At 56.3% G+C, this 26,526-nt stretch carries 21 protein-coding genes and 2 riboswitches; of the genes, 9 read left to right on the top strand and 12 right to left on the bottom strand.

The window, feature by feature from the left end:
* Nucleotides 1-109 precede the first annotated feature (109 nt).
* The 6 genes from TH5_RS19200 to TH5_RS19175 all read right to left on the bottom strand — a co-directional run bounded on the left by TH5_RS19200 (nucleotide 110) and on the right by TH5_RS19175 (nucleotide 6,836).
* Nucleotides 110-1,021 (bottom strand): protein phosphatase CheZ, encoded by a 912-nt coding sequence (locus tag TH5_RS19200; protein ID WP_114123207.1) that lies wholly within the window; start codon nucleotides 1,019-1,021, stop codon nucleotides 110-112.
* 205 nt (nucleotides 1,022-1,226) lie between these two features.
* Nucleotides 1,227-2,723: an aminomethyl-transferring glycine dehydrogenase subunit GcvPB gene (gcvPB, locus tag TH5_RS19195; RefSeq protein ID WP_062948380.1), complete on the bottom strand. Its 1,497-nt coding sequence runs from the start codon at nucleotides 2,721-2,723 to the stop codon at nucleotides 1,227-1,229.
* Entirely contained in the window at nucleotides 2,720-4,075 is a 1,356-nt protein-coding gene (gene gcvPA / locus TH5_RS19190; protein ID WP_114123206.1) for an aminomethyl-transferring glycine dehydrogenase subunit GcvPA, read from the bottom strand. Before gcvPA ends, gcvPB begins: the two co-directional genes overlap by 4 nt.
* Before the next feature lie 3 nt (nucleotides 4,076-4,078).
* Nucleotides 4,079-4,450 (bottom strand): glycine cleavage system protein GcvH, encoded by a 372-nt coding sequence (gene gcvH, locus TH5_RS19185; protein ID WP_007092285.1) that lies wholly within the window; start codon nucleotides 4,448-4,450, stop codon nucleotides 4,079-4,081.
* Between the two features lie 165 nt (nucleotides 4,451-4,615).
* On the bottom strand, nucleotides 4,616-5,728 hold the full coding sequence (gene gcvT / locus TH5_RS19180; protein ID WP_114123223.1) for a glycine cleavage system aminomethyltransferase GcvT: 1,113 nt from the start codon (nucleotides 5,726-5,728) through the stop codon (nucleotides 4,616-4,618).
* A 57-nt stretch (nucleotides 5,729-5,785) separates the two neighbouring features.
* Nucleotides 5,786-5,888: riboswitch (glycine riboswitch) on the bottom strand.
* Nucleotides 5,889-5,891: 3 nt separating this feature from the next.
* A riboswitch (glycine riboswitch) is annotated at nucleotides 5,892-6,015 on the bottom strand.
* A gap of 236 nt (nucleotides 6,016-6,251) precedes the next feature.
* Nucleotides 6,252-6,836 (bottom strand): hypothetical protein, encoded by a 585-nt coding sequence (locus tag TH5_RS19175; RefSeq protein ID WP_244204979.1) that lies wholly within the window; start codon nucleotides 6,834-6,836, stop codon nucleotides 6,252-6,254.
* A gap of 240 nt (nucleotides 6,837-7,076) precedes the next feature.
* On the opposite strand from TH5_RS19175, the gene ispH reads away from it, so the two are divergent.
* The 5 genes from ispH (at nucleotide 7,077) to TH5_RS19150 (ending at nucleotide 12,812) form a co-directional block, all read left to right on the top strand.
* A complete protein-coding gene (gene ispH / locus TH5_RS19170) occupies nucleotides 7,077-8,024 on the top strand; it encodes a 4-hydroxy-3-methylbut-2-enyl diphosphate reductase (protein WP_114123222.1) in 948 nt (315 codons plus the stop codon).
* Between the two features lie 32 nt (nucleotides 8,025-8,056).
* Nucleotides 8,057-9,031 carry a homoserine kinase gene (locus TH5_RS19165; protein ID WP_114123204.1) on the top strand — a complete coding sequence of 325 codons (975 nt, stop codon included), beginning with the start codon at nucleotides 8,057-8,059 and terminating at the stop codon, nucleotides 9,029-9,031.
* Between the two features lie 6 nt (nucleotides 9,032-9,037).
* Nucleotides 9,038-9,481, top strand: coding sequence for a ribonuclease HI (gene rnhA, locus TH5_RS19160; RefSeq protein ID WP_114123203.1), 444 nt, complete (start codon nucleotides 9,038-9,040; stop codon nucleotides 9,479-9,481).
* A 217-nt stretch (nucleotides 9,482-9,698) separates the two neighbouring features.
* The gene (locus TH5_RS19155) at nucleotides 9,699-12,098 is read left to right on the top strand and encodes a putative bifunctional diguanylate cyclase/phosphodiesterase (protein ID WP_244204978.1); all 2,400 of its coding nucleotides are present in this window, start codon (nucleotides 9,699-9,701) and stop codon (nucleotides 12,096-12,098) included.
* Nucleotides 12,099-12,137: 39 nt separating this feature from the next.
* Nucleotides 12,138-12,812, top strand: coding sequence for a DNA-3-methyladenine glycosylase I (locus TH5_RS19150; protein WP_114123201.1), 675 nt, complete (start codon nucleotides 12,138-12,140; stop codon nucleotides 12,810-12,812).
* A 53-nt stretch (nucleotides 12,813-12,865) separates the two neighbouring features.
* Here the strand turns inward: TH5_RS19150 and TH5_RS19145 are convergent, their stop codons facing one another.
* Complete coding sequence (locus tag TH5_RS19145) at nucleotides 12,866-13,606, bottom strand: SDR family NAD(P)-dependent oxidoreductase (protein WP_114123221.1); 741 nt, start codon at nucleotides 13,604-13,606, stop codon at nucleotides 12,866-12,868.
* Nucleotides 13,607-13,756: 150 nt separating this feature from the next.
* Here TH5_RS19145 and TH5_RS19140 point away from each other — a divergent pair, with 150 nt between their 5' ends.
* Nucleotides 13,757-14,335 (top strand): TetR/AcrR family transcriptional regulator, encoded by a 579-nt coding sequence (locus TH5_RS19140; RefSeq protein ID WP_208638489.1) that lies wholly within the window; start codon nucleotides 13,757-13,759, stop codon nucleotides 14,333-14,335.
* Between the two features lie 17 nt (nucleotides 14,336-14,352).
* Here the strand turns inward: TH5_RS19140 and TH5_RS19135 are convergent, their stop codons facing one another.
* Nucleotides 14,353-16,410: a protein meaA gene (locus tag TH5_RS19135; RefSeq protein ID WP_114123199.1), complete on the bottom strand. Its 2,058-nt coding sequence runs from the start codon at nucleotides 16,408-16,410 to the stop codon at nucleotides 14,353-14,355.
* 301 nt (nucleotides 16,411-16,711) lie between these two features.
* On the opposite strand from TH5_RS19135, the gene ccrA reads away from it, so the two are divergent.
* From ccrA to TH5_RS19120, 3 genes are all read left to right on the top strand, one after another.
* Complete coding sequence (gene ccrA, locus TH5_RS19130; RefSeq protein ID WP_007092360.1) at nucleotides 16,712-17,992, top strand: crotonyl-CoA carboxylase/reductase; 1,281 nt, start codon at nucleotides 16,712-16,714, stop codon at nucleotides 17,990-17,992.
* Between the two features lie 153 nt (nucleotides 17,993-18,145).
* On the top strand, nucleotides 18,146-19,813 hold the full coding sequence (locus TH5_RS19125) for an acyl-CoA dehydrogenase family protein (protein WP_114123198.1): 1,668 nt from the start codon (nucleotides 18,146-18,148) through the stop codon (nucleotides 19,811-19,813).
* Nucleotides 19,814-20,057: 244 nt separating this feature from the next.
* Nucleotides 20,058-22,157 (top strand): methyl-accepting chemotaxis protein, encoded by a 2,100-nt coding sequence (locus tag TH5_RS19120; protein WP_114123197.1) that lies wholly within the window; start codon nucleotides 20,058-20,060, stop codon nucleotides 22,155-22,157.
* A gap of 75 nt (nucleotides 22,158-22,232) precedes the next feature.
* Here the strand turns inward: TH5_RS19120 and TH5_RS19115 are convergent, their stop codons facing one another.
* The 4 genes from TH5_RS19115 to cynS all read right to left on the bottom strand — a co-directional run bounded on the left by TH5_RS19115 (nucleotide 22,233) and on the right by cynS (nucleotide 26,505).
* The gene (locus tag TH5_RS19115) at nucleotides 22,233-23,576 is read right to left on the bottom strand and encodes a ferredoxin reductase family protein (protein WP_114123196.1); all 1,344 of its coding nucleotides are present in this window, start codon (nucleotides 23,574-23,576) and stop codon (nucleotides 22,233-22,235) included.
* 185 nt (nucleotides 23,577-23,761) lie between these two features.
* Nucleotides 23,762-24,940, bottom strand: coding sequence for an adenosylhomocysteinase (locus tag TH5_RS19110; protein ID WP_114123195.1), 1,179 nt, complete (start codon nucleotides 24,938-24,940; stop codon nucleotides 23,762-23,764).
* Between the two features lie 141 nt (nucleotides 24,941-25,081).
* Complete coding sequence (locus TH5_RS19105; protein WP_114123220.1) at nucleotides 25,082-25,786, bottom strand: glutathione S-transferase N-terminal domain-containing protein; 705 nt, start codon at nucleotides 25,784-25,786, stop codon at nucleotides 25,082-25,084.
* Nucleotides 25,787-26,064: 278 nt separating this feature from the next.
* Complete coding sequence (cynS, locus tag TH5_RS19100) at nucleotides 26,065-26,505, bottom strand: cyanase (protein ID WP_007092354.1); 441 nt, start codon at nucleotides 26,503-26,505, stop codon at nucleotides 26,065-26,067.
* Between the last annotated feature and the right edge of the window lie 21 nt (nucleotides 26,506-26,526).

Raw genomic sequence — 26,526 nt, 5'->3', positions numbered from 1 at the left:
TTTTGGTTGACCGATTACAGTTCGCGATTTCGCAAGATCTTGTTCTGGCGCAAGACTCACTCCGGGTTTCAACCTGGAATATAATAATCCTGCCAGCATTTTGGAATAGTCAGTCAAACAATTTATCGATGTCGTCCTGGCTGATTCCCTCGCCTTCAAGCTGCGGACCGTTCAGAAGATCGTCGTCTTCATTCCTCGGTGTTCCGTCATCATTTTCGGGAACCGGAAGATCGCTAAAGGCGTCCTCGCCCCAGATCAGGATCATGTTGTGAACCCGTTCCTCAACAAATTCAAGGGTTCTGACCACCTTGTTGATGCGCTGTCCGGTAATATCCTGGAAGTTACAGGACTCGAAAACCTTGGTGACCAGAAACGCAATCTGTTCGACATGGTCGGCAACAAAATCGTTCGGCGCCGCATTTTTAAGCGTCATCGCCAGATCATCGATCTGTTCGGCGGACTCAAGGATCGTATGCGTTGCCATTTCCGTATCCTTGATGATCGCATCAAGTTCGGTGGTCGCACTGACCAGACGGTCATCCTCAGCCTTCGGATGACGCAGCGACGCGATCTGCATCTTCGCCCTGTGAATATGTTCGTTCATTTCCTCGATCTGCTTGCGAATCAGTTCGAGGTCGTCACGGTCGGGCTCGGATGCCCCCGGACGGTTGCTGTGGGTAAAATTGCTGCTGACCGGCTCGGGCAGAACATCCATCGCGCTGTCACCGGATGCGGCCGAGCTTTCAAGATGGGCCGGCTCAACCGTGCCACCGGCACGAACCGCATCGCGAAGCTGGGCGACTTCGGATCGAAGGGCACGGATTTCATCCAGAACCGCCTGATTGATCCCCGTCGCATCCGCCGTTGCAGCCGTTTTGGGTGCCGGCAGCGCTTCCCCCGCACCGATACCGCTTTCCAGCGTCGGATCGAAAAAGGAATCCGACCAATCTTCGACCACACCACCCGAACGTTCTTTTAAACGGCGTTCTGCGGTGAAAACCTTCTGCACGCGACGTGACATGACTGACTTCAATCCTCCGGCAACGGGGTGCATTCCCCGATCCCAATTCCCCCGATCATCCGTCCCCGTGGTCAGATGATCACATTAAAACAAGTATAAGGGTCCAGATTGCTACAAGTCCAATGGGTTTCAAGAACAACCCTTTGAAAAAGAACACCCCGGCCAAATGACCGGGGTGTGCAAAAAGGCTTTGCTGCGTTGCAAATCAAGCAGATTCAGGCATCCAGCGCAGAACCGGCTTTCTTGCGGCCGCCGTTTCGTCAAGACGACGGCGCGGCGTCAGATACGGCGCATTTTTGAAGAATTCCGCATCGCCCGATTCTGCCTTGGCCACCAATGCCAGAACCGCATCGCAGAACTGGTCAATCGATTCCTTGGTTTCGGTTTCCGTCGGCTCGATCAAAAGCGCACCATGAACCACCAGCGGGAAATACATGGTCATCGGGTGGAAGCCCTCGTCGATGATCGCCTTGGCAAGATCCAGCGTCGAAACACCGGTATCTTTCAGGAAATCATCGTCAAACAGCGCTTCGTGCATGCAATAACCGGGGAATGCCACGCTCAGCTTGTCTTTCAGACGCGCAAGCAGATAGTTGGCATTCAGCACCGCATCGCCCGATGCCTGACGCAATCCATCCGCACCGTGGCTTTTCATATAAGACAGCGCCCGAATGAACATGCCCATCTGACCGTGGAAGCCCTTCAGACGGCCGAACGGCTTTTTGCCATCCTGTTCTTCGGCGGTTTCCACCAGATGGAATTTCTCGCCCTTGCGCACGACATAGGGGATCGGTGCAAACGGGGCCAGTGCGTCGGAAAACACAACCGGACCCGAACCCGGTCCACCGCCGCCATGCGGGGTCGAAAAGGTCTTGTGCAGGTTGATATGCATCGCATCAATGCCAAGATCGGCCGGGCGCACCCGTCCGACAATCGCGTTGAAATTCGCCCCATCGCAATAGAAATACCCACCGGCCGCATGGACCAGATCGGCAATCTTGCGAACGTCGCGTTCAAACAGGCCACACGTATTCGGGTTGGTCAGCATGATACCCGCCACATCGTCGCCAAGCTTGGCTTCGAATGCCGCAAGGTCCACACGGCCATCTTCGGTTGCCGGGATCGAATCAACCGTGAAACCACATGCGGCTGCGGTTGCCGGGTTGGTCCCGTGGGCTGATTCCGGCACCAGAACACGACGACGGTTTTCACCGCGCGCATCAAGGGCCGCACGGATCGCCATCATGCCGCAAAGCTCGCCCTGTGCACCCGCTGCGGGCGACATGGAAACGGCGGGCATCCCGGTCAGAACCAGCAACCAGTGCGCACAACTGTCAATCAGTTCAAGCGCCCCCTGAACCGTGCTTTCGGGCTGCATCGGATGCAGGTCGGCAAGACCGGGCATACGGGCAACCTTTTCGTTCAGGCGCGGGTTGTGTTTCATCGTGCACGAACCCAGCGGGAAGAAGCCGGAATCAATACCAAAGTTTTTCTGCGACAGGCGCGTGAAATGGCGCACCACCTGCGGCTCGGACAGGCCCGGCAAACCAACATCGCTATCGCGATCAAGGCCGCCAAGGCGTGATTTGATGCCCGCTGGCTTCGGAAGGTCAACACCGGTACGACCCGGTTCGCCCTGTTCGAAAATCAGCTTTTCCTCAAGAACGAGGCCGCGGTTACCGGTATGGGTGGTAAAGCTCATGCCAGCACCTCCTTCAATGCAGACGCAAAGTCCGCGATGTCTTCGTCGGTGTTGGTTTCGGTCGCCGCCACCAAAAGGTAATTGCCCAGATCGTCACGGTTCGGATAGAGGCGCGACAACGGAACGCCGCCAAGGATACCCTTGCCAACCAGTGCCTCGACCACCTCGGCTGCCGGTTTGGCAAGCTTGACGGTGAACTCGTTAAAGAAGCTGTCATTGACAACTTCCGCACCCGGCACCGCATCAATCGCATCGGCGGTCTTGCAGGCGGTTTCATGGTTAAGCATCGCCACACCACGATACCCGTCTTCACCCAGAAGGCTCATATGCACCGTAAAGGCCAACGAACACAGACCGGAATTGGTGCAGATGTTCGATGTCGCCTTTTCGCGGCGGATATGCTGCTCGCGGGTCGAAAGTGTTAGAACAAAACCGCGTTTGCCGTCCTGATCGACCGTTTCACCGCACAGGCGACCCGGCATCTGGCGTACCAGTTTGCTGGTCGTCGCAAACAGACCGACATACGGCCCGCCATAGTTCAGGTTGTTACCAATCGACTGGCCTTCGCCGCAGACGATATCCGCGCCAAAGCTGCCCGGCGATTTGATCGCGCCAAATGCCATGGCCTCGGTAAACACCACGATCAGAAGCGCCCCCTTGGCATGGCACGCGTCCGCAAGCTTCGTGTGATCCTGAATACGGCCAAACACGTCCGGATACTGGACAACCACGCACGCGGTCTGATCATCGATCAGATCGTCAAGCTCATCGGCGGTTGCCTGCTTTTCCGGGTGCCCGTCACGACCAGCAACTTCGGTATCGCTATACTGGCAATAGGTTTCCGTGACTTCACGGTAATGCGGATGCAGACCACCCGACAGAACCGCCTTCTTGCGCCGCGTGGCGCGGCACGCCATCAAAACGGCCTCTGCGCACGACGTTGCCCCATCCCACATCGATGCGTTCGCCACATCCATGCCGGTGATCGATGCCACCTGGGTCTGGAATTCGAACAGATACTGCAACGTACCCTGTGCGATTTCCGGCTGATACGGGGTATAGGCCGTCAGGAATTCACCGCGCTGGATGATGTAATCGACCGTGGCCGGAACATGGTGGCGATATGCGCCCGCGCCCAGGAAGCTCGGCACGCTGGCCGTGCCCATGTTTTTGGCGGCCAATTTCGCCATGTCGCGTTCGACCTGCAATTCGCCCAGATGATGGGGCAGATCGACCGGCTCGGACAGCAACGCGCCTTCGGGCACGTCGCTATATAATTCGTCAACGGACTTTGCCCCGATGGTTTCAAGCATCGAGACGCGATCCGCCTTGGTTAGCGGAAGATAACGCATAACTTACAGGCCTTCGACAAAGTCTTTATACGCAGCTTCGTCCATCAGCTCATCAAGCTGGGACTCATCGGAAAGTTCCATGCGGAAGAACCAGCCATCGCTTTCCGGTGCTTCGTTCACCAGTGCCGGATTGTCATCAAGCTCTTCGTTGGCTTCGACAACCACGCCATCAAGCGGCGCATAAACGTCGCTGGCGGCCTTGACCGACTCAACAACTGCCGCATCGCCATCCTTGGTCAGCTTTTTGCCAACTTCCGGCAGCTCGACATACACGATATCGCCAAGCGACTGCTGGGCGTAATCGGTAATACCAACGGTCGCGACACCGTCTTCATATTCAACCCATTCATGTTCCTGCGAGAATTTTTTAGCCATTGTAATCGTCCCTGTAAGATCAGTTGTCTCTAAAATCTGTGGTCTGTCCGGTCTTCCCGTTTTCCGGGATGTTCCGGTTTTGCGGCGTCCCGGTTTTTCCGGTTGTTCCGCTAATTCAATCCCGGAAGGGCGACGTCGCGCCGCCCGCCCGATCCGTTCTGGCGATCAGCCGCGATAATAACGGTGCGGTGCAAACGGCAGCTCGACGATTTCCGCCGGGCGGGCCTTGCCGCGCACCATCAGATCGACTTTGGTACCCGGGGCGGCAAATTCAATTGCGACATATCCCATCGCAATCGGGCCATCCACGGTCGGGCCGAAACCACCGCTGGTGATTTCGCCAATTTCTTCACCGTCACTATTCAGGACCGGCGTATGTTCACGCGCAGGTGCCTTGCCTTCGGGTTTGATCCCGACACGTTTGCGATCCGCCCCATTGGCAAGCTGATCAAGGATGATGTCTGATCCCTTGAACCCGCCTTCTTCGCGGCGACGCTTGTTGATGATCCAGTTAAGGTCGCCTTCGACCGGGGTGGTCGTGGTGTCGATATCGTTGCCATACAGGCAAAGACCGGCTTCAAGACGCAGCGAATCACGCGCGCCAAGGCCAATCGCCTCGACTTCTTCCTCGGCCAACAACTTGCGCGCCAGTTCTTCGGCGCGCTCATTGGGCACGGAAATCTCATACCCGTCCTCGCCGGTATAGCCCGACCGGGTGACAAAGCACGCGATACCGGCAATATCGATCTCGGCAAAGCTCATGAATTTCATATCGGCAACCGACGGTGCAAACCGTGCCAGCACGCGGGCGGCGTCTGGTCCCTGCAAGGCCATCAATGCCCGGTCGTCAATCTCGATCAGCTCCACACCGTTATCCAGATTGGCCCGCATATGGACAATGTCATCATCCTTGCACGCGGCATTGATCACCAGAAACAGGCTGTCGCCCGCATTGGTGATCATCAGATCGTCCAAAATCGTGCCATCGTCATTGGTAAAGGCGGAATAACGGGTGCGACCGGGCTTCAGGATCGCGATGTCACCGGGCACAAGCTTCTCCAGCTCGGCCACGCGATGTTCACCGTTCAGGCGGACCTGCCCCATATGCGAAACGTCAAACAGACCGGCCTTCGCGCGGGTATGCAGATGTTCGCCCTTAACCCCCAACGGATATTGCACCGGCATGTCATAGCCTGCGAACGGCACCATCTTGGCACCCAGTTCCACATGCAAATCATAAAGGGCGGTCTTAAGCAGTTCGGTTTGATGATCGGCCATCAAGGTCTCCAGACAGGCGTTGCGAAACATAGCCGACCAATGGCCAACCACGTCCCCCTCTGTCTTGGAGCCTGAAAGAATCACAGCCGGTTTGGACACCGGTCTGCTTACATCTTCGGCGAGACGCACATCGATTTCTGATGCCGCCTGCTTTCCAGAGTCCCATCTCCCCGCGGTCCGTTTGCCTGAGAGTTTCCGGGGTGGTTGCTCCTTCGGCGTCCGCGCAATCCCTATCGATGCGATCACACACATCGATCAAGACCGTGGCACTCTCCCACGGGGATCATTTGGGTATGCCCCCTTATACGGATTTGAATCCGACCAGACCAGCCCCAAAAATCATATCCTTTCGACCCCACCCATTGGTATGAGGATTAAAAGCCCTTTTTTAGTCCCTCCGGCAAATGTCCATTATTTTGTATGAGGATTACCGAAAACGAACTTTTGTCCAAAAACGAAAATCCCGCCACGCGATGCGGGCGGGATTTGATTACTCACTAAAAATGAATAATAGGCCGGATTATTAATTTTTTCCGAAGCGACGATTATAATCAAGCTGGTCGGCACTCAGCTGGAAACCAAGATAGATTTCATAATCCGGACCTGCCCAGACATCGTCCAGCGGCACGTTCAAAGTCACCTGCTCGTCGCGATACCGCGCCAGGTTCAGGTTGTTCGGAAAGACCATGTCGACATCAAACAGATTCTTCTGGATGAACTCGCCAGACGGGTCCTTAAGGGCTACGAAATACTGGAGTTTTGCGTTGCGTCCCTGTGCTGCCGGGCCCAGTTCGGCATTGATGATCGGGCTGATGACGACATTCAGGACCTTGTCATCAAGGTCATAACCGCAATCGCCAAGATAACCGCCAAACTCGGCTTCAAGGATCACATCGGTCAGGTCCTTGCCCTGACCATTGAACTGCACCAGACGGGCGGTATCATTGGGCAAAAAGGCCCGCGGGCATGCCGGGACCGGCTCTTCTTCGAACGTGCCACACGCCGCCAGGAAACCGGCAAACGACACCAAACCCAATGCACAAATACGCCGCAGTCCGTTCGCAATCGTCATCCAAGCCTCTATAGAACTGGTCAAATTCGCTGTCATGCCCGATCCGGGCACAGCCGCGCGCAGTCTATTCGCTCCGATATGGCGACACAACCCGCTTCCGTTTCAAATCACGGTATGCGCAACAATTACATCGCCAAACATACCTGAACACGCATCTTTACACGGTTTTACACGGTGTCTGTCATTGCGTGTGCGGTGCTGGCGGGTTATGTAACGAAGACATTTGAATAACCGTGCCATTGCATGGCGCGCATCATGAACATTCGGACCCGTATCATGTCTGACAAAGCCGACCTTCGGATCATTCTTGCCAACCCGCGCGGTTTCTGTGCCGGGGTGGATCGCGCGATCGAGATCGTCGAAAAGGCGCTGGTGAAGTACGGCGCGCCGGTCTATGTCCGCCACGAAATCGTCCACAACAAATTTGTGGTCGACCGCCTGCGCGATATGGGGGCTGTTTTTGTCGATGAACTTGATAGCGTCCCGGACGGGGTTCCGGTGATCTTTTCCGCGCACGGGGTACCGAAATCGGTCCCCGAAGCCGCCGAAAGCCGCCAGCTTGAATATCTTGATGCCACCTGCCCGCTGGTCTCCAAGGTCCATCGTGGTGCGGAACGCCACCACGCGGATGGCAAGCATATCCTTCTGATCGGCCATGCTGGCCACCCCGAAGTCATCGGCACCATGGGGCAGTTGCCACCGGGCAGCATGACCCTGATCGAAACGGAACAGGATGCCGAAAACCTTCAGGTCGAAAACCCGGAAAACCTTGCCTTTGTGACCCAGACCACCCTGTCGCTGGACGACACGGCCAAGATCATCTCGATCCTGCAAAGCCGCTTCCCCGCGATCGAGGTCCCGAAAAAAGAAGACATCTGCTATGCGACCACCAACCGCCAGCACGCGGTGAAACTGATCGCAACCGATGCCGATGCCATTCTGGTGCTGGGCGCGCCAAACTCGTCAAACTCGAACCGTCTGGTCGAAGTTGCCAAACGCGAAGGATGTGACCGTTCGGTTCTGGTCGAACGCGCCAAGGATATCGACTGGTCCAAGCTTGACGGCATTTCGACGCTTGGCATTACCGCTGGCGCATCCGCCCCGGAAATTCTGGTCGAGGAAGTCATTGATGCCTGCCGTGAACGTTATAACGTCACGGTCGAAACCCTGACTTTGACCAACGAAAACGTCACCTTCAAGCTGCCCCGACAGCTTGCCAGCTAACCCAGCTCTGATCCAGGAAATCCGGACATCACATGGCCGTCTATACCGACGTTTCTGACGAAGACATCGCCCGTTTTGTTGCCGAATACGATATCGGCAATGTGATTTCGTTCAAAGGCATCGCCGAAGGTGTCGAAAACACCAACTTCCTGCTTCAGACCGATCAGGCATCCTTCATCCTGACCCTGTATGAAAAGCGTGTGAACCCCGATGATCTGCCGTTTTATCTCGGCCTGATGGATCATCTGTCGGCCAAGGGGCTGAACTGCCCGACGCCGATCCACGGCAGGGACGGGGTTGCATTGCGTCGCCTTTGCGGACGTCCGGCCGCCATCACATCCTTCCTGAACGGCATGTCGCCGCGCCGGATCATGCCCCATCACTGCACGGGTCTTGGTGCGGCACTGGCGCAACTGCACACCGCCGGGCAGGATTTCGAGATGTATCTTGGCAATGCGCTAAGTGTGAAGGGCTGGCGACCGCTGTTTGAAAGCTGCCGTGCCGATGCTAACGGCGTTCAGCCCGGCCTTGAAAAACTGATCGAGGATGAACTGGTTTTTCTTGAAGCCAACTGGCCCCATCAATTGCCCGCAGGCGTGATCCATGCCGATCTGTTCCCCGATAACGTGTTTTTCTTCCCGGGCAAGGATGACGTATCGGGCCTGATCGATTTCTATTTCGCGTGCAATGATCTGCTGGCCTATGACATTGCGATCTGCATGAATGCATGGTGTTTCGAACCTGATAACAGCTTCAACGTCACCAAGGCGCGCAACCTTCTGTCAAGCTACGGCAAGGTGCGCGCATTGTCCGATGACGAACTGGCAGCCCTTCCGATCCTTGCGCGCGGGGCGTCTTTGCGGTTCCTGCTGACCCGTCTGTATGACTGGATCAACACGCCCAAGGATGCGCTGGTCACACCGAAAAATCCGCGCGAATACATCAATAAACTGCGTTTCCATCAGCGCATCGACAGTGCCGGCGCCTATGGCCTGGGCGAGGAATAGGATCTAATGGCGGCAACCGAAGACAACCGCGTCGAGATTTACACAGACGGCGCGTGCAGCGGCAATCCCGGCCCCGGTGGCTGGGGCGCAATCCTGCGATTTCGCGGGGTGGAAAAGGAAATGTCGGGCGGTGATCCCGAAACCACCAACAACCGTATGGAAATGATGGCAGCGATCAGTGCACTTGAAGCATTGAAACGCCCCTGCATCGTCGACATTTATACCGACAGCAGTTATGTCCGGGACGGAATTACCAAGTGGATTTGGGGATGGCAAAAACGCGGATGGAAGACCGCTGACAAGAAACCGGTCAAAAATGTCGAGCTATGGCAAAGGCTTCTGGATGCCCTGAAACCTCATAAAGTTGAATGGCACTGGGTCAAAGGACATGCCGGGCACCCCGAAAACGAGCGGTGTGACGAGCTCGCACGACAGGCCGTGCCAAAATAAACTTCTCCGACAAGTGCTTGAAGCTGCTGGACTTCGATCCAAAATAGATGGATCGGGACAGTTTTTCTGAACGCTATATGAAAAAAATGAAATCAAACTTGCTTTTGGGCTGACTTCCAGATTGAGTAAGGACAGTCTTAGGGGTATTGGAGCCCACCCGAAGGTCGAGTATGGTTGCCATTAACTAGTCGATAGTGGGTGCCGAGGAGAAATACGCTTGTCGCGCGGATCGTACGGCTTTTTACAACGGAAGTCGCTTAGCAGCCGATTGCTTTTTATCGCGCTGCCGCTGGTTTCCTTGTTCTCCCTCGCCCTGTTCGTTGTCTTCGGATACGTCAGTTACACTGTGCTGCGCGACGATCTGACGGAAAAAATCGAACAGACGGCCGATATCAATGCTCGCGTTCTGGCAACACCTTTCTGGTATCTGGATGTCGATAATATTGAATCAGCCCTGAACGCCATGAGCCGCGATCGCGATATCGTCGCGGTGCAGGCATTGGGGGCTGATGGCACCGAATTTGCCCATACCGGCGTATCCCAGTCCGAACTGAAAGACACCCTGCGCCTGTCGCGTCGCGTGTTTTTTGAACGCAACAATGTGCGCCATGATGTCGGCGAACTTGTGATCTTCTTCACAGAAGCCCGCGTTCAGGATCTGTTGTTCCGCCGGATCGTGATCGACATGATCCTGTTCGGCCTGCTGATTGCGGTTGTCGCCGCAAGCCTCCTGATCGCGAACAAGCGTTCGATCAAGGAACCGCTAAACCGGCTTTTGCATTCCATCCGCATGACCAAACATGGCCGGCTCCGCCGCCCCGTGGAATGGAACAGTTCGGACGAACTTGGCCTTCTGATCCGCGAATATAACGAAATGGTCGCCCTGCAGGGGCAGGCACAGGAAGAAGCCCAGCGCAAACAGGCCCTTCTCGAAGCCACCCTTCACAATATCGGCCAGGGGATATGCCTGTTCGATCAGGACCTGAACCTGATGGTCTGGAACGAACGCTATATCGAATTGCTGAACCTGCCGCGCGATCTGGTCAAGGAAGGCACGCCGCTTTCCGATATCCTGCGCTATAACGCCGAACGCGGCGAATATGGTGATGTCAGCATTCAGGCCCTGATTTCCGACCGCGTTGCGATTGCACGCCGTCGCGAACCCTATCGCATGGAACGCACCCGCCCGAATGGCCGTGTGGTTCAGGTCGATCATAACCCGATGCCCGGCGGCGGTTATGTTGCAACCTATACCGACATTACCGAACGCAAACAGACCGAAGCCCGCATGCGCCATCTCGCCGTGCATGACGTGCTGACCAGCCTGCCGAACCGCACCCTGTTCCTTGACCGTCTGCGTCAGGCATTGCTGTCCGCCCGCCGGTTCCAGCGCGGGGTCACGGTCCTGTTTGTCGACCTTGACCGGTTCAAGGACATCAACGATCACTTTGGTCATGATGTCGGCGATCTGATGATCCAGGAAATGGGGCAGCGCCTGTCGCGGATCATCCGCGATTCCGATACCGCCGCCCGTCTTGGCGGTGATGAATTCGCCATCATCCAGACCGACGTTCAGAATATCGAAGACACCATCGCCCTTGCCCAGCGCATCATTGATGAACTGTCCCAACCGTTCGATTGCCGTGGCATCCGCCTGCATTCGACCGCCAGTGTCGGCATCACCCTGTTCCCGGAAGACGGCGAAAACCCCGAACAGCTGGTCAAAAACGCCGATATGGCGATGTATGCTGCCAAGGCCGAAGGCCGCAACAATTATCGCTTCTTCCTGCCGTCGATGCATGAACGGGTCAAGGAACGCAAAACGATCGAAGAAGATCTGCGCAACGCGCTCGAATATGATCAGCTCGAACTTTACTATCAGCCGAAAATCGATTGCCGCACCGAAAAGGTCGTCGGGGCCGAGGCACTGGTGCGCTGGCACCACCCGGATCGCGGTATGATCCTGCCGGGCGAATTCATTTCGGTGGCCGAGGAATGCGGCCTGATCAACCGTTTGGGTGCGTGGGTTCTGAACAAGGCCTGCAAACAGACGCAAATCTGGCGTGAAACCACCTTGCCGGGCCTTCGGATTGCGGTAAACCTGTCACCGGCACAGTTCCAGGATGCCGAACTGGTCAGTTCCGTCACCCAGATCATGGATCAGACCCGCCTGCCCGATGGCACGCTGGAACTGGAAATCACGGAATCGATCCTGATGAACAACCCGGAAAAAGCCGTTTCGACCTTGAACGAGCTTAAGGCGCTTGGCGTACGGATCGCGATTGACGATTTCGGCACCGGTTATTCATCGCTGAACTATCTGAAACGTTTCCCGGTTTCATCGATCAAGATCGACCGGTCATTTGTCAACGACATCCATGTCGATATGGATGACAAGGCGATTGTCGATGCGGTCATCGGTCTGGGTCACAGCCTTAATCTTGAAGTCGTCGCCGAAGGTGTGGAAGAAGTCGAACAGCACGAATATCTGCGTGACAAGGGATGCGACTTCATTCAGGGCTTCCTGTTTGCCAAACCGTTACCTGCCGTAACCTTTGAAAACTGGGTTCTTGAACGCCACAGCCGCCAAACAGCACGGATTGCAGTCAAGAACTGATCGGGCTTTAAGGGTTCAGGCAACAGGGATTGCGACAACATGGCGTTGCGTTCATTCACCGACATCATCACTGAAACCGCCGCCCTCAAGGGTGGCATGGATGCCATTGACGCCCGACTGATCACCCCCAAAACCCCCGATGAAATCCGTAAAATCCCGTCGGACCGATGGCTTTCGGTCATGACGATGTGTGTGTTTCAGGCAGGGTTTAGCTGGAAGGTGATTGAAAACAAATGGCCGAACTTCGAAGCCGCCTATGACGGGTTCGATATCAGCCGCTGGTCGATGATGCATGACGAGGACATTGATCGCCTGATGGCGACCGACGGGCTTGTCGCCCATGCGCCCAAAATCAGATCCGTTGGCCCCAATGCCCATTTCCTGTGCCAGATCGAAGACAGGCACGGCACCGTCGGCACATGGTTTGCCGATTGGCAGATTGCCGATTATTGCAACAATCTGCGCATCGTTCAAAAAGGCGGATCGCGCCTTGGCGGCAAAACCGGGCAGATGTTCCTGCGCCGGATGGGGGTCGATACGCTGGTCTTTTCCAACGACGTGATCAAGGCCCTGGGCCGTGAAGGCGTGGTTTCGAAAATGCCATCATCGGGCAAGGATTTTGCCGCTGTTCAGGACGCGATTAACCACTGGCACGGCGAAACCGGCCGTCCGCTGACGCAGATCAGCCAGATACTGGCATTGTCGGTGGACTGACTAGCCTGCCCACCGGCAACGTTATTTCGCCTTTAACAGAAACCCCGTTTCCGTTACGCATTCATCCCGCTATCGACCGTAAATTCCGAACCGGTCACAACCTTGGCCTCCGGCCCGGCAAGCCATGCGACAAGCCCGGCTGTATCATTGGCATCGCTGTAATCAGGGATGGCCATGACGCTGCGTGCGGCATCGGCGATGTCGCCTTCTGCCGGGTTCATGTCTGTTTCGGTTGGTCCGGGGTGAACGACATTGACGGTAATCTTGCGCGGCCCCAAATCACGGGCCGCCCCACGGGTAAAGCCAATCAGGGCCGATTTTGACAGGGCATAAAGGCTTAAGCCCGGCCATGGCACCTGGTGCGCAAGGTTGCTGCCGGTCGTAATGATCCGCCCGCCATCGGGCATATGCGCCAGAACCGCCTTGGTCGCGACAAAGACAGCACGGACATTGACATCGACCGTCCGGTCGAACTGCTCGATGCTTAATTCACCGACCGGTCCCATTTCGATAATCCCGGCATTATTGACCAGAATATCGATCTTGCCGAATTTCGCGGCCACCTCGTTGATCGCCGTCTCGATTTCCTGTGCTTTGCGGTTGTCGGCCTTAATCGCCAATGCCACGCCGCCTGCTGCTTCGATTTCACCGGCGACGTCACGGGCCCGGTCCGGCGTGCTGACATAGCTGAAGGCAACTTTGGCACCTTCACGCGCCAGACGTTTTGCAATGGCGGCACCGATTCCACGGCTGCCGCCGGTAACGAATGCGACCTTGCCTGCAAGGTTCTGCATGATGAACTCCATTTATGTAATGATCACTACATAATTGGTGACAGGCTTGCATTTTTCCGTCAAGTGATTTATTTAGTGATCGTTATATAATTAGATGAGCAGAAGATGGCGCCACGCGGAAGACCACGTGCATTCGACCGGGACAACGCCTTGAACAACGCCCTGGCCCTGTTCTGGGAACGGGGATATGACAACACGTCCATGGCGGACCTGAGTGCGGCCATGGCACTGAGCCCACCCAGCATCTATGCCGCCTTTGGCAGCAAGGAAACGCTGTTTGACGAAGTCATCACGCATTACACCAAACATCATGGTGCATCGATCTGGGAAAATCTGGAACGCTTCAAACTGGCAAGCGAGGCGACCCGTCATGTGCTGATCGCGTCCGCCCATGCCTTTACCCGCGACGATACGCCGCATGGCTGCCTGGTTGTTCTGGCGGCACCACAGGCGGAATCAAACCATACGACGGTCAATCAGACCCTGCGCGGTCATCGCCGCCAGGTGACAGAAATCCTGAAAAACCTGTATGAAGCAGGCTTGGATCGCGGCGACATCCCGCGCGGGACGAATATCGATAAAATGGCGAACTATTACGCAACCGTGCAGCATGGCATGTCAATCCAGGCCCGCGATGGCGCGACGCGTGACGAACTGATCGCCGTTGCCGAGGCCGCCATGGCAACCTGGCCCGTCCTGATCAGCACCACCTCATCGGTCGAAGCCTGAAACGGAACCCGCCACAATCAATAGATCGCCGTTCCGGCCCCTTCCGATTTGCCCCCGGCATTACGCGGCGCCGGATGTTCGGTTGATTTGCGATCCACCAGATCGACAATTTCCGAAATCACACGGACCAGTTGGTAATCCTTGGGCGTATAGACCGCCGATACCCCCATCTGACGCAGAACAAGCATATCCGCATCCGGGATGATGCCGCCAACAACGACGGGGATATGCCCCGCCCCGTGGGCGCGCAGTCCATTCACAACCTCGCGCACCAGTGGCACATGCGACCCTGACAGGATCGAAAGCCCGATCACATGCGCGCCTTCGTCAATCGCATTGCGCACCAGTTCATCGGGCGTCCAGCGAATGCCATCATAAAGCACGTCGATCCCGGCATCGCCCGCCTTGACCGCAATCTGTTCGGCCCCGTTGGAATGACCATCCAGCCCCGGCTTGCCAACCAGCATCTTCATGCGTTCGCCAAGCTTCTCGGAAACTTCATCCACACGACTGCGCAATTTTTTGATGTCTTCTTCGTCGCCGGTCACAATCATTGATGTGATGCCGGTCGGCGCGCGATATTCACCAAACACCTGACGCAGCGTTTCGGACCATTCCCCGGTCGTGACCCCGGCATGGGCACAGGCAATCGAACTTTCCATGATATTGCGGTCTTCACGGGCGGCAGCTTCAAGATCGGCAAGGCTTTTGGCAACCGCGGCCTGATCCCGGCCGGACCGCCATTCTTTCAGTTTTTCGATCTGTTCCTGTTCGGCCATGTCATCGACCGTCAGGATCGATTTTTCACCCGATGTCAAAGGCGATGGCTCGGTTTCGGTATAGGCATTCACACCAATCACCTTGGTCAGCCCGGTTTCGATATCGGCCAGACGGCGCGCATTGGACCGCACCAGTTCCTGTTTCATATAGCCGCGATCCACCGCCGTAATCGCTCCGCCCATCTCATCGATTTTCGCCAGTTCCGCACGCGCCCCTTCCTTAAGCAATCCGACCTTGCGTTCAATCGCCGGGTTGCCGTCAAACAGGTCGTCATATTCCAGAAGGTCGGTTTCATAGGCCATGATCTGTTGCAAACGCAGCGACCATTGCTGATCCCACGGGCGCGGCAGACCAAGGGCCTCGTTCCACGCAGGAAGCTGCACGGCACGCGCCCGGGCATTTTTCGACAGCACCACGGCGAGCATTTCGATCAGGATGCGATACACATTGTTTTCGGGTTGCTGTTCGGTCAGGCCAAGCGAGTTGACCTGCACGCCATAGCGGAACCGGCGATATTTTTCGTCAGCGATGCCGTAACGATCCCGCGTGATTTCATCCCACAATTCGCAAAATGCCCGCATCTTGCAGATCTCGGTCACGAACCGGATGCCGGCATTCACGAAAAATGAAATGCGCCCGACAACCTTGGCAAAATCTTCTTCGGGCACCTGACCGGATGCCTTGACCGCATCAAGCACGGCAATCGCGGTCGCCAGCGCATAGGCCAGTTCCTGTTCAGCCGTCGCCCCGGCTTCCTGCAAATGGTAGGAGCACACATTCATCGGGTTCCATTTCGGGACCTCGCGATAGGTAAAGGCCGCAACATCGGTAATCAGTTTCAGGCTGGGTGCCGGCGGAAAGATATAGGTCCCGCGTGACAGATATTCCTTGATGATGTCGTTCTGGGTCGTCCCCTGCAGGCTGTCGCGCGGCGTTCCCTGCTTTTCGGCAACGGCAATATATAACGACAGCAACCATGCCGCCGGCGCGTTGATCGTCATGGATGTGTTCATCTGATCAAGCGGAATACCGTCAAACAGGGTCATCATATCGCCCAGATGCGATACCGGCACGCCGACCTTGCCGACCTCGCCGCGCGCCAGAACATGGTCCGAATCGTAACCGGTCTGGGTCGGCAGATCGAACGCGACCGACAGTCCCGTCTGCCCCTTTGCCAGGTTCTGGCGATACAGCGCGTTCGATGCACTGGCCGAACTGTGCCCGGCATAAGTCCGGATCAGCCACGGGCGATCGCGTTCCGACTTTGCTGCACTGCGTTGATTTTCCATCGACATGCCGACCTCGCGTATCTTTATTACCCAAAAGCTTTTTGTTTATTACAAGAAAACGTTATTAAATTACCCACTAGACATCAGTTGGATAATTATATAACAATTTGTGCAACGCGATAAAAGCGAAAACTAAGAAAGCATTCGGGAACCCCATCCAGAAACCAAGGGAAACCGGTGCATTTCAGGGAAAATATCACAAAATCCGTGGCTTGGAGGATTCGTCGACCGCAGCGCAACACAGGATAATTTTATTACCATCCTTTTACAGCGCGATTCGGATCGACCCGAACAAGGAGTGAAGGCCATGAATACGACTGCTGAAGTTCTGCCGTTCCGTGGTGGTCATGAAGAAAAAGACCTGTATGAAATCGGTGAAATCCCGCCGCTGGGTCATGTGCCAAAGAATATGTATGGCTGGGCCATTCGCCGCGAACGTCACGGGGAACCTGATACCGCTATGCAATGCGAAGTCCTGCCAGTCATTCAGCCCGACAGTCACGAGGTCCTCGTTCTCGTGATGGCGGCCGGCGTGAACTACAACGGTGTGTGGGCGTCACTCGGCAAGCCGATCTCGGTCTTTGACGTGCATGACCTGCCCTATCATATCGCAGGATCGGATGCGTCGGGCATTGTCTGGGCGGTCGGGTCAAAGGTCACGCGCTGGAAAGTCGGCGATGAAGTCGTCATTCACTGCAATCAGGATGACGGCGATGACGAGGAATGCAACGGCGGTGACCCGATGCTGTCCCCCACCCAGCGCATCTGGGGTTACGAGACACCGGACGGATCATTCGCCCAATTCACCTGCGTACAGGCGCAGCAGCTTATGCCGCGCCCCAAACACCTGACATGGGAAGAAAGTGCGTGTTACACGCTGACCCTTGCCACCGCATACCGCATGCTGTTTGGCCATCGCCCGCATATCCTGCGCCCCGGACATAATGTTCTGGTGTGGGGGGCCTCGGGCGGCCTTGGATCGATGGCGATCCAGTTGATCACCACGGCGGGTGCCAATGCGATTGGCGTGATTTCCGATGAAAGCAAACGCGATTTCGTGCTGGGCCTTGGGGCCAAGGCCGTGATCAATCGCAAGGATTTCAATTGCTGGGGCCAGTTGCCAACCGTGAATGGTCCGGAATTTGGCGACTATATGAAAGAAGTCCGCAAATTCGGCAAGGCGATCTGGGACATCACCGGCAAGGGCAATGACGTCGATATCGTCTTTGAACATCCGGGCGAACAGACCTTCCCCGTATCGTGCAACGTGGTCAAACGCGGCGGGATGGTCGTGTTCTGTGCCGGGACGACGGGCTTTAACCTGACCTTTGATGCGCGCTTTGTCTGGATGCGCCAGAAACGCATTCAGGGCAGCCACTTTGCCAACCTGAAACAGGCCGCCCAGGCCAACAAGCTGGTAATTGAACGCCGCATCGATCCCAGCATGTCCGAAGTCTTTGGCTGGGACGATATTCCGCGCGCACATATGAAGATGATGCGCAACGAACACAAACCCGGAAACATGGCCGTTCTTGTCCAGGCCAAACGCCCGGGCATGCGCACCCTTGAAGAAGCAGTCGACGCCTAAGCCCACATAAAGCGTCGGCTGACCGTTGGTGGCCCTGATGCGTTCTCGCCCGATCCGCATCGGGGCTGCCACTTTTCAATTCCTGTCGAACCGGCAGGACAAGATGATAGTCTGCTTCATGCACCAAATGGACCGAACCCGAGGACCAGACCGATGAGCGATAAAGCCCTGCTGCCTGAACTGACCCGGCTTTGTGATGATGCGCTGGCGGCCCTTGCCCCGGTGCATCAGGCCGCCGAAACCGCAATGCGCGAAATCGTGACGGTGGATGGCAAAATCGATGCGAGCGCACTGGATGAAAACCAGTATGCCGCCCACGGCTTTGCATGGTTTTCAACCTATGTCACCGCCCTAAAGCAGATGAAGGCATGGGCTGATCGGCTTACGACACAGGGAAAGTTCGGAACGCTTGAACAATTGATCCTTCAGGCGGCCTTTGGCGAATATCTGGCACAGATTCAGGGCGGCATTGCGATGTCGCAGGGCGAATTCATCCGCCTTTCAACCCTTGGCGTTCCGGGCGATGTGATTGCTGCCCTTGGCGATAGCCGCGCGGTTGCGACCCTGACCGGCATGGGCAACAGTGACGCCACCCGGCGCGCCATTGCCGATCAGATCAAGGACAGCCTTGATACCGGCCGCTTTGGCGAAACCGGGCTTGAAGACGAAACCCTTGATATGGTGCGCGATCAGTTCCGGCGATTTGTTGACGAAAAAGTCAGCCCGCATGCCCATGGCTGGCACGAACGCGATGAACTGATCCCGATTGAAATTATCAACGAAATGTCCGAACTGGGCGTTTTCGGTCTGACCATCCCCGAAGAATTCGGCGGGCTTGGCATGGGCAAAACCGCGATGTGCGTCGTGACAGAAGAACTCTCGCGTGGCTATATCGGGGTCGGCTCGCTTGGCACACGGTCGGAAATTGCCGCCGAACTGATCCGCCTTGGCGGCACCGACGCGCAGAAAGAACATTACCTGCCGAAACTGGCATCGGGTGAAATCCTGCCAACCGCGGTCTTTACCGAACCCAATAACGGATCGGATCTGGCACATCTGCGCACGCGCGCGATCAAGGATGGCGATACCTATAAGGTCACCGGCAACAAGACATGGATCACCCATGCCGCCCGGTCCGACCTGATGACCCTTCTAGCGCGCACCAACCCCGATGAAACCGGGTATCGCGGGTTATCCATGCTGCTTGCCGAAAAGCCGCGCGGCACGGATACCGATCCGTTCCCGGCCAAGGGTATGAGCGGCGGCGAGATCGAGGTGCTTGGCTATCGCGGCATGAAGGAATACGAACTGTCCTTTGACGGCTTCGAAGTCCCCGCCGAGAACCTTCTGGGCGGGGACGAGGGCCAGGGCTTCAAGCAACTGATGGCGACCTTTGAATCCGCCCGCATCCAGACCGCCGCCCGTGCCGTTGGTGTCGCGCAGAACGCGCTTGAAATCGGCATGCGTTACGCACAGGACCGCATCCAGTTTTCCAATCCGCTTTACAGCTTCCCGCGGGTTTACGGCAAAATCGCCTGGATGGTGGTTGAAACCATGATCGCCCGTCAGCTCACCTATTTTTCCGCCATCGAAAAAGATCAGGATATCCGCTGCGATATCGAGGCCGGCATGGCAAAACTTCTGGGCGCACGCGTTGCGTGGTCGAACGCCGATAACGCGCTTCAGATCCATGGCGGTAATGGCTACGCGCTTGAATATCAGATCAGCCGGGTTCTGTGCGATGCCCGCATCCTGAATATTTTCGAAGGAGCGGCCGAAATTCAGGCGCAGGTCGTGACCCGCGGTCTTTTGGGCCGATAGATGGGGCAGTCTCCCCCAGAAGCCTCTTTTAGTTCCTGTTCCAGCGAACCGTGGCCCCGGTGAGAAACCTGGGCAAACTTGGCCCGTCACCCTTGACGGGCCTCTTTCTTATATCAACCTAAAGTATGATATCTGTATACCTACCCTGCGGTGGTAACATCACTTTAATCAACAGGTAAAAAATCGAAAAATCGAAGCCTGTGCGGCCTGATGTGCCGAAGGGGAAATAGGGAGAGACGTTTTTATGAATCACGCGTCTGCATCACCGGAAAATACAATTTTCACGCGTGCACATGCTGCGCGCGAGGTCTTTGACAAACATGCCGACAAGCTCGCCGAAAGCCTTCTGGCAGAGCTGTTTGGCGCTGGCCAAAGCAGCAGCGATCCGCACGACCCGAAAGCCCATGTCAGCGCACTGGCAAAGCGCCTGCGCACATTGATGGCCGCCACCAGCGGATCGGATTTTGACGCCTGCTTTGCCGATCACATTCTGGCCGATGCCATTACCGGCACCCCGGCAAGCCGCATCGTTCAGGCCTACCACAACACGGTCGAAAATTTCGCCCGACTGGCGGCGTCCGAGGGACGCGGGCGACGTGATCCCGGCGTGCTGGACGCCTGCCGTTCGGTGCTGATGGGGGATATGGCCTGCCTGATGGCCAAGGCCGAACGCCGGTCGGCACAGGAACGATCCGCATCGGAAATCCAGTCGATGTCGGAAATCATCGAACGCGAAACCGATAACATGATCGCCGAAGTCGGGTTTCAGGCCGGTCGCACCAATGACGTCGCCCAAACCATGGCATCCGATGCCCATGACCTGTCGGAACTGGTCGAACGGATCACGTCAACCACCGCCATTGCCAGCAACAATGTATCCACCGTTGCCTCCGCGACCGAGGAATTGCAGGCATCGAGCGAGGAAATCGCCGATCGCATCCACAAAACCAACGATATCGCCAGTCAGGCCGTGACCCGTGCGCAGGAAACATCTGTCACGATGAACAGCCTGTCAGACACCGCAAGCGAGATCGGCAAGGTTGTCGATATCGTCAAACGCATTTCCGATCAGACCAAGATGCTCGCCCTTAACGCGACCATCGAGGCCGCCCGCGCAGGCGATGCTGGCAAGGGCTTTGCGGTTGTGGCAAACGAGGTCAAGAACCTCGCATCGCAAACCGAAAAGGCCATTTCCGATATCAACGCCCAGATCACCGCCATTCAGGATGCCACATCCGAGGCGGTCGGCGCGATTGAAGGCATTGGTGGCGCGATTGACGAAGTCAGCCAGTTGTCATCTGATATCGCCTCATCCGTCCAACAGCAAACCGCCGCCATCAGCGAGATTTCAACCAGCGCGCAGGAAGTTTCCACCCATATGCAGGGCATTTCCAGCGACATCGCACTGGCCAGCGAAAGATCGCACAACGCCAGCAAGACATCGGAAAACCTGCGCATTCTGGCATCGAATATCCGCAAGGATATCAACGAAATGGAAAACCGGTTCCGCGTTGTCCTGCGTTCGGCGGACTCCGGCAACCGCCGCAATCAGGAACGCGTCCCGATTGCCGTTGATATCGAAATGGATTTCGGCAATGGCGACAAACGCAAGGGCGTTACCGCCGATATGTCGGTTGCCGGTCTTCTGGCCCGCATCAAGGCCACCGATCAGGACAATGGCAAACCGGTTTCGATCCTGCTCGATGGCAGCACGCGTTTGCATGGCATCCTGAAAGCGGTTTCAGGTCTGGGATCGCATGTCCAGTTCACCGAACTGGACGAAGAAGCCAACCGCACGATCATGGGGCTTTTGCAAAAAACCCGCGATCACGACAACAAGATCGCCGAACTGGGCGCCCCCCTGGCGGCCCAACTGGCAAAGACACTCGAAAACGGCATCCGCAATGGCGAGATCAGGAAAGAAGATCTGTTCCGTCCCCGCTATGAACCGATCGAGGGCTCTGATCCGATACAGTTCATGACGCCCTATATCCCCTACACCGACCGGCATTTCACCCCGTTACAGGAAGAAATCCTGCAAAAGGACAAACATATCGTGTTTGCCGCCGGGGTGGATATCAACGGCTTCCTGCCGACCCACAACAAGGTCTACAGCCAGCCACAGCGCCCCGGTGAACCGGCATGGAACATGGGCAATTGCCGCAACCGCCGTATCTTTGACGATCGGGCCGGCCTGATGGCGGCGCGCAACACCAAACCCAAACTGTTGCAGACCTACTTCCGCGACATGGGATCGGAAGTCGTGTTCATGAAGGAATGCGACATCCCGATTGTCGTGAATGGCGAACAATGGGGCAATCTGCGCATCGGATATCGCGCCTGATCAAATAGGCAGCCAGACAGATCGCAGATTGAAAAAAGGGGCAGGTCGCAAGGCCTGCCCCTTTCGCATTCTGGCTTATCTAAACTCGAACAGTTCAGTGTGGAATGATTTGGCAGGCAACCCCTGACGGACCAGATCGCGTTTCAGGGCTGCCGCAAACGGCTGCGGCCCGCAGAACCAGAAACTGGCGGCATGCCAGTCGGGAATATCGGCTCGAACCCGGTCCGCTTTCAAAAGGCCATCCACATCGTCGCGCCAGACATGCAGGACAACCCCGGCTTTGTCCGCCAGTTGCCGGATGCGGTCCATCAGGGTCGCATCCTCGCTCGGGGCGACCTGATAGAAATCGATCTTCTGTTCGCCCGCAGCCGGTTTCAGCGCGAGCTCTTCAAGTTTTGCAAGGAACGGGGTCAAACCGATACCACCGGCAATCCAGACCTGACGATCATTTCCCTGCTCGAAGGTGAACCGGCCATAGGGCCCTTCAAGCCGGACGTCACCCCCGACGCGCAAATTATCCGGCAGTGTTTGCGTATAATCGCCCAGCGCCTTCACCAGCAGGGTGATCTGCGGGAATTCCGGGTTCCAGTGCGACGAAATCGTAAAGGGATGCGGGCGTTCACCATCCCCAAACGCGATGCAGACAAACTGACCGGCCTTGTGCCCCTGCCAGCCCGCCTCGGGCATGATGGTGATCTGCATGGTATCGATATCAGGCAGACGCACCAGATTGACGATCTTTCCGGCGACCTGCCGGTTACGGCCCACCCGCCCGGCAAGGACAAGACATGCCGATATCGTGCCCGCAACCAGAAGCACAGCCGTCACAATGCCAATCGGGCTGATCCAGTTGCCAAATTCAAACAGGAACATCGCATGCACCACCAGCACCAGATACGCCCCGGCGATGAAGGTGTGTGTTTTGGCAAACCAGCGATAGGGAAACCATTTGATCAGGGCAATGATCATCAGGGCCACGGCAACATAGAACGCCCATTCGCCAATCCCCTCGGCAAAGCCGCGCTGACCGGCAAAGAAGCCCTGTAACTGGGAAAATCCGGTCTGATCCCCATGCGACCTGCGCCGACCGCCTTCAATCAGGCCAAGGGCCGATGCCCATTTCGGGCCATTCGACCAAAGCCAGTGGATCACGGATGTCACCAGAACCGTAATGCCAAGCCATTTGTGTAGCCGATAGGTTTTATCCAAGCCGCCGGTATAATCTTCAAGCCATACCGGACGTGTCGCCAGGATCATGATCAGGCTCATGATAGCAATCGACAGGGTGCCGAAATACTGGACCATGAAATTTCGAAGCTGAATGAATTCGGCAACCTCGAACAGGCCCGGATTGGCCGCCAGCCAAAGCAGCGTAACGACAGAAAGAAAACCGGCATAAATCAGCGATATGTTTTTCATGGTCGTGGTCCCGAATGTCACCCCGCAGTCGGGAACGCCCCGACACCGCGATGAATTAACCAGAAAAACTTCACCATATTATGCCAGATGACACCTTAAGTTGTATCAAACCGTATCAAAATACCGGTTCTGATACAGAAAGGCGGGAAATCGATATCCCCCGCCCTGTTGCATTTTCAAGATTGTCAGCTATGCGACCGTAAAACCGCCTCGGCGATTTCACGTTCAACGTCCGCCGGATAATCATAGAATCCCGGCTTGAACGACGATGCCCCACCCGATGCCAGCCAGTCGATCCCGCGGATCAGAATGGCGGAAAACGGATCAAACAGGTCCTTGCCCGAACCGCCCATGCCAGGCGCCAGATTAAGCAGACTGCCACGGTTCAGAAGGTAGACTTCCTTGCCATTCTCAAGCGTGAAACGTTCGATATAGCGGCGCATGCGGGTGCGTTCCTGCGTATCAAGCCATTTGACGTCAATTTCGGTATTGGAATGCCCGACATTGACCAGAATGACACCACGACGCGCCAGCTTGATCTGATCCGCGCCAAGAATGCCGGAAAAACCGGTGGCGGTAACAACAATCGCACATTCCCGAAGGCCGTCTTCAAGCGCCACAACCCGGCAACCATGATGCTGGGCTTCAAGCGCCCGAACCGGATCGCGTTCGGCGACCGATACCACAGCACCCAGATTGCGCGCCCGTTCGGCAACGCCGCGTCCGACCGGCCCAAAACCGATCACAAGAACCGAACGGCCATAAAGCGCCAGACCGGTCACATTGGAAAAGACCGGCCACATTTCCTGTGCCACGTGATGGCGGTTATGCAGGCGATCCTTGATCGCGATATCGTTCCAGTTAAAGACCGGGAAGGTGAAATCAAGCTTTTCAACCCGGTGAACGCCGGTCGTGGTCGCTTCAAGTGCACCATCAACCTTATGGCCCTTTTTCACGAACGCCTCAATCAGCTCACCCCCCATGTCGGCCACGATATCGGCCGGGCTGTCTGACAGGATATCGATGCTTTTGGCGTATTCATCGGGCGTCATGCCGGAAAAGGCATGGACCTCAACCCCGTTCGCCGCCAGATAGGCCGCCGCAACATCATCGGTGCTATCGGGGTTGCACGCACCGACCTTGACCGTGGCACCTGCTTTGACAAACGGCAGAAGGGTCGGAATGGTGTCTTCAAGAACGTGCTGGAAACTGACGATGGTTTTGTCACGCAGATCGCGTTTGGCAACGTAATTGCCGTATTTGGCGGTCACCGGGCAGATCACCTCGCGCCAGGCAAGGGTTTGATCGGTGATATTGGCGGCAAGTGCCGGGTCCTTGATGCGGCTGATGGTCTGGGCGGTCATGGGTGGGCTCGCTTGAAACGTGGGACGAATACTGGATTACCCCCATGTGTTAATCCCAGCCCGACCGGATGAAAAGCATTTCTGACCGTCTGGTCAGATTTTTCATCCGGTGGGCAGGATCAAGGACGCGAACCCCGTACTTTAAGGACGCGCCGGAATTTCCAAACCGCGCTTCACCGCCGGTCGCGCAAGCCCGCGTTCAAGCCATGCCGGAACGTTTTTCAGGCTGTCATAATCCACCAGTGCCCCGGCATCATAGAAACCGACCAGATTGCGCACCCAGCCAAGGGTTGCGATATCGGCAATGGTATATTCATCACCCATGATCCAGTCACGCCCGGCAAGACGCCTTTCCAGAACACCGAGCAGGCGTTTGGATTCTCCAACATACCGATCCCGCGGGCGTTTATCCTCATACTCGCGACCGGCAAATTTGTGGAAGAAGCCAAGCTGGCCAAACATCGGGCCAATTGCCGCCATCTGGAAAAACACCCACTGGATGGCTTCGATCCGGGAAATCGGATCAGACGGCAGGAATTTTCCGGTTTTTTCTGCCAGATACAAAAGAATTGCGCCCGATTCAAACAGGCCAACCGGTTTTCCATCCGGGCCGTTCGGGTCAATGATTGCCGGGATTTTGCCATTCGGGTTCAGCGAAAGGAATTCCGGCGTCCAGGTTTCGTCCTTGCCGATATCGATGAAGTGCGGCTCGTAATCGATGCCGGTTTCTTCCAGCATGATCGAAACCTTGACCCCGTTTGGCGTCGGCAGGGAATAAAGCTGCAATATATCGGGGTTCTTGGCAGGCCAGCGTTTGGTGATGTCAAATGCGGACAGATCAGCCATCTGATTGTTATCCTTCGTAATTATGGTCATTCCGGCTGATGGGCCCGGCATTGCGCCAGATCACCAACCCTTATCCAACGTGATGCCCCCAAGATGTAGGATAAGATGGCCTTCCCGCCAGCGCGAATTTGGCAATGGACTGTTTCCCGCCCCGTTTCAGTCCTGCGGCAAAAACAGATCAGGCCAACCCGCAAACGCAGATTGGCCTGACTGGACTGCGACATGCGGACCAATAGTCATCCGCTGCCGATATGGGATTGCCTTAACCGCGTGTGATATTACCAGGCGCGATACGGCAGGAATTTACCATCAAGGGTCACGACGACGCGGTCGCCCTTCGGATCGGCCTTGCGTTCGATATACATCTCGTAATCGATCGCGCTCATGATGCCGTCGCCGAACTTCTCATGGATGATTTCTTTGATCGTTTCGCCGTAAACACCCATGATTTCATAAATGCGGTAAACCGCCGGATCGGTCGGCACCGCCTGTTCCCAGATTTTCATCGGGCATTCCTGCAACACGGCGGATGCCTCCGCCGGAAGCTCCAGCAGGGCCACCAGCATGTCGGCCTTTTCCTTGGGCGCGGAATTCATGCCAAGGCAGACCGATGTGGTCCAGACCGGGGACATGCCGATCTTGCTGGCGATTTCTTCCCAGCCAAGCCCCTTAGCTTTTTTGGACGTAATGATCAGTTCTTTCACATCTGCTTTTTTCACAGCTTTTCTCCACTTCACTGT

Source organism: Thalassospira xianhensis MCCC 1A02616, assembly GCF_003326475.1.
Lineage (GTDB): Bacteria > Pseudomonadota > Alphaproteobacteria > Rhodospirillales > Thalassospiraceae > Thalassospira > Thalassospira xianhensis.
The sequence above is the reverse complement of the archived record's forward strand: the minus strand, read 5'-3'. Positions and strand labels throughout refer to the sequence as shown.